Annotated in this window: 2 protein-coding genes; one reads left to right on the forward strand and one right to left on the reverse strand. The window is 32.2% G+C overall.

Going from position 1 to position 3,576, the window contains the following annotated elements; genetic code table 11:
* Positions 1 to 191: cation-transporting P-type ATPase (locus MR593_RS08085; RefSeq protein WP_290691728.1), on the reverse strand; the 191-nt coding region annotated here is incomplete at its 3' end.
* A 423-nt stretch (positions 192 to 614) separates the two neighbouring features.
* Here MR593_RS08085 and MR593_RS08090 point away from each other — a divergent pair.
* Positions 615 to 3,576, forward strand: a 2,962-nt coding sequence (locus MR593_RS08090; protein ID WP_290691730.1) for a phosphodiester glycosidase family protein, incomplete at its 3' end; no start/stop codon positions are given.

Consider the following 3,576-nt stretch of genomic DNA (forward strand, 5'->3'; position numbering starts at 1 on the left):
ATTAAAAGTATTATTACTAATGGGTCTTTAAAGCTTTCTAAAAATAGCTTCCAAGTTGGTTTTTTAGGCTTTTCATTTAATTGATTAAAACCGTACTTATCTAATCTCAATTTCGCTTCTTCTTTTGACAATCCAGTCAAATTACTATCTAGGTCATTTAAAACTTGATCTGAATTTTTTTTGTAAAACATGCATATTCCTCCAATATTTAAAATTTTTTAAATAAAAAAGACCTCCGAAGTAGATCATGACTAATCTACTTTGAAGGTCTTGCTAACAAGTTTATGTACTCGCTAGTCAACCGGGATAAAATCCGAAATGACGATTGACTATCACAGAGTGAAAGCTACTCCCCTTCAAGGGAAACTTTTTTATTTTAGTATATTATATTGTGTATGACAGAAAAATACAACTAAAATTTTGTTAAATATTTGTAAAAGAAAAAATAGAGATTATATTATTTATCAAGTATTTAAAAAGAAAAAAATAAAAAAAACATTATTTTTCAAAAAAATATAAAAAAATAGGTAAAAAATGGATATTTATGTTGTATTATATATTATAAAGAGGTGTTTTTACACTCCTTTTAATAAATAAAGAGGGGAGGATTAGATTTGCGAAAAAAATCTAACAAAAAACTTTTAAGTAGATTACTAGTTTTCTTAATGGTTATCGCATTAGTGGGAACAGATGCTAGTGTAGTAGCGGCTGCAAGTATCACACCTCCTGATGGAACTTATGTTATATCAAACACAGACAAAAAGTTAGCTCCAGGTATAACAGAAAGTGAAATTATAACAAACAATCAATCAGGAACTAATCAAAACATTGATTATTTTTGCGATGTAGACCTATCTGGTACATCTACAACAAAAATCATTGCAGGATATGCTGATTACAATGGCTCTAAGTGGAAAATGCAAAGAGTCACTGAACAAGCAAAAGCAGCTGAAAAGGCTGGCTACAATGTTGTAGCAGGTATAAATGCCGATTTCTACAACATGTCAACAGGACAACCTTTAGGTGCGCTTGTTATGGAAGGAAAAGTATATCAAAATGCTAATGGTCGTCCATATTTTGCTATACTAAAAGACGGAACAGCTGCAATAAGAGAAGGAAATGTACCATTAAATGATGTAGAATCAGCTGTTGGTGGAGACGTTTTAATAGTTAAAGATGGAAAAGTAAATGTTGACCCAAATAATACATACCAAAATATAGTTTATTCTAGAACTGCTATTGGTATAAGAGAAAATGGTTCAGTAGTTACTTTTACTACACATGGACGTAACTATCCAATATCTTGTGGACGTACTTACAAAGAAATAGCAGAAATGATGATAGGTATGGGATGTAAGACAGTTCTTAACCTAGATGGTGGTGGATCTTCTACTTATGCTTCAAAATACGAAGGTAGTAGTGAATTTGCATGTCGTAACTATCCATCAGATGGTTCTGAAAGATATGTAAGTAGTTCAATACTTATAGTATCTACAGCTAAACCAACAGGTCAATTTGACCATGCTTCACTTTCTCCTAATAACTTAGTTTACACACCAAAATCAACAGTTAAATTTGAAGCTAAAGGTGTAGACTCAGCTGGTGGAGAAGCTCCTTTACCAAGTGATGCAACTTGGAAATTAGCAGATAGTAAATACGGTACAATAGATTCTAATGGTGAATTTACTTCAAATGGTACTGCTGGTGAAGTTAAAGTTAATTTAATGAGTGAAGGAAAAATAGTAGGAACAACTTCTATCGTAATTGCAATACCAGATAGTATAACATTTGCTAATGATGAAGTTAGTTTAGGATTTAGCAAGAGTACAGATTTAGCTATCAATGTAAAATACAAAGGTAGAGATGTAATTTACAAGGATGGAGACTTTAAGTGGACTTTAAGTGATGAAAAATTAGGTTCTTTTGAAGGAAATATATTTACTTCATCAGATTCTGAAACAATAAACGGTACTGCAACTGCAACTTGTGTTTATGATGAAAGTGTTCAAGGTACAGTTAACTTAGTTATAGGTAAGCTTCCTTCAGTAGTTTTAGATTTTGAAGATAAAACTGACGAAGAAGGAAATACTATAAAAGCCGAAGATTACTTCAGTATAACAAGAGATGCTAACGATACAAACTCTTTATTATTGCTTGGCGATTATGGTAGAGGTGCTAAAGACGATGCTAAAGTAATTGATTTAGATAGTGGAGAACCTGTACGTTTCGGAAGTCATGCTTTGAAAATTGATTATGATTTCTCAGATGTAGGTGCAGCTACAGATGGTGTTTATGTTGGATTTACTGAAGCAGGTAAACCAATAGAAGGTAACCCAACAGGTATAGGTATGTGGGTTTATGCTCCAGAAGGAACTCCTAATCTATGGCTAAGAATTGAATTAGACGATGGTAGCAACAGTTTAATTAGACTTGACTTTACTGAAGAAACTAATATATCACAAGGTAAAATGGGTGGTATAGACTGGAATGGATGGAAATACGTTGAAGCTAAATTCAAAGCAGGTGTATCTGGACCATTCAAGATGAGAAAAGGACAAGCAATAAGAGTTATGTACGTTCCTGGAACTCAACAAGGTTTCTACACTAGAGGTGAAACTAAAGCCGATGGAAGCTATGATATGGTTGAAGTTCCACAAGCTCAACGTAAAGGATCATTATATATCGATAACTTACAATTCGTATATGGAGCTAATAAAGACGATATAGATAATCCAGTTGTAGACAGTATAACTGCTAATGATACTGAAATTAAAAATGGTATGACTATAAATACTAACACAATTAATTTCAAATCATTATACAGCGATGTTGAAAATAAAAATACTAGTGGTATAGATTACGATACAGTTCGTATGTACTTAGATGGAGTTAATATGACTTCTGAAAAGAACTGCGTAAATGTACCTGGAGATAATGCAATCAATCTATACGATGCTAAGTTATCAAACGGAAAACATACTATAAAAGTTTTAGTTCGTGATAAATTTGGTAACGAAACAACTGAAACTAGATACTTCAATGTACAAGGTGACCAAGAATTCAATACAGTAGAATTATCACCAATAACTGAAGGCAATCCAGTTTTAAATAAAAATTATGATTTAGGATTAAAAGCACAAAAAATAGAAGAAATAGATGCAGTTGAAACAGAAATCAAAGTCAACAAAGATTTCAAAGATTACGAAGTTAAATTTAACGATGACTTCGATGGAACTGCAACTTACGATGCTAAAGACAGTGTAATAAAAATAAACGCTACTAGAAAAGAAGGCGTTTCTACACAAACTGGCGAACAAAACGTAGCTACAATAAGCTTTAAAGTTCCTAAAGAACTTAAGAAAGGTTCTGTATTTACATATAGTGCCCAAAAAGGACTAATAACTTACAATACTGACCAAGAAGAAGGATATACAAAATCTTTCTCAACAGGTCAAGAAAGTATAGAAGTTCTTGCACCACTTACAATAAAAGCTGACCAAATGGTAGTAGGCTTTGACGGTAAGATATATGTAAATGATTTAGATGGTAAACCAGTTGCAGATGCAACTATATATA

The sequence above is a fragment of the Intestinibacter sp. genome (assembly GCF_022780145.1).
GTDB lineage: Bacteria > Bacillota > Clostridia > Peptostreptococcales > Peptostreptococcaceae > Intestinibacter.